This window comes from Mycolicibacterium pyrenivorans (genome assembly GCF_025821625.1).
Classification (GTDB): domain Bacteria; phylum Actinomycetota; class Actinomycetes; order Mycobacteriales; family Mycobacteriaceae; genus Mycobacterium; species Mycobacterium pyrenivorans.
Genome location: NZ_JACKSH010000172.1, coordinates 1 through 824, shown reverse-complemented (window position 1 = coordinate 824; position 824 = coordinate 1). Strand labels below are relative to the sequence as shown.

Here is an 824-nt window from a genome sequence, read left to right as displayed (position 1 = left end):
CGGGGGGACCGCCGCCCGGTGGACCGCCCCCGGCGGGACCTCCGCCCGCGCAGGGCCCGGGAGACACCGGCGCCGCGCAGCCGTTGGTACCGGGGCCGCCGCCGGCGGGACCGGACGGCGTGGTGGGCGTGGCCCCCGACGTCTCGCTGATTTCGATTCGGCAGTCCTCGACGGCGTTCACCCCGGCACGACCAGCCCCCGGCGACATCGAGGGTCAACGCAAGGCCGGCGACATTGCGACCCTGGCCAAGGCGATTCGCCATGCCGCAGACCTGCCCGGCGTTCAGGTGATCAATGTGTCGTTGGCGTCGTGCATCAACGCCGCCGCCCCGGTCAACCAGGACGCTCTGGGCGCGGCGGTGCGCTACGCCGCGGTGGACAAGGACATCGTGATCGTGGCCGCCGCCGGCAATCAGGGCGGCGGCGACCAGGGACAGGACTGCGGACAGAACCCCGCCTTCAATGCGCTGGACCCCAACGATCCCCGGGACTGGGCTGGGGTGCGCACGATCGTGACTCCGGCGTGGTTCTCCGACTACGTGCTCACCGTCGGCGCGGTGACCCCCGAGGGGCTGCCGCTGCCGGATTCGATCAACGGCCCGTGGGTGTCGGTGGCCGCCCCTGGCTGGCGGATCATGGGCCTGTCGAACACCAACGGCGCCGCGGTCAACGCCCGACCCGATGAACCCGGCTTGGGTGCCGGTTTCTGGGGGACCAGCTTCTCGGCCGCCTACGTCAGCGGCGTGGTCGCGCTGGTGCGGGCCAAATTCCCCGATCTCACCGCGGCCCAAGTCATGCGGCGCATCACCGAGACATCACCGAGA

At 71.8% G+C, this 824-nt stretch carries 1 protein-coding gene; it reads left to right on the top strand.

All coding sequences use genetic code 11. The annotated features are described in order from the left end of the window. A partial coding sequence (locus H7I57_RS20235) for a S8 family serine peptidase (RefSeq protein WP_264025600.1) occupies positions 1–824 on the top strand: 824 nt, incomplete at both ends.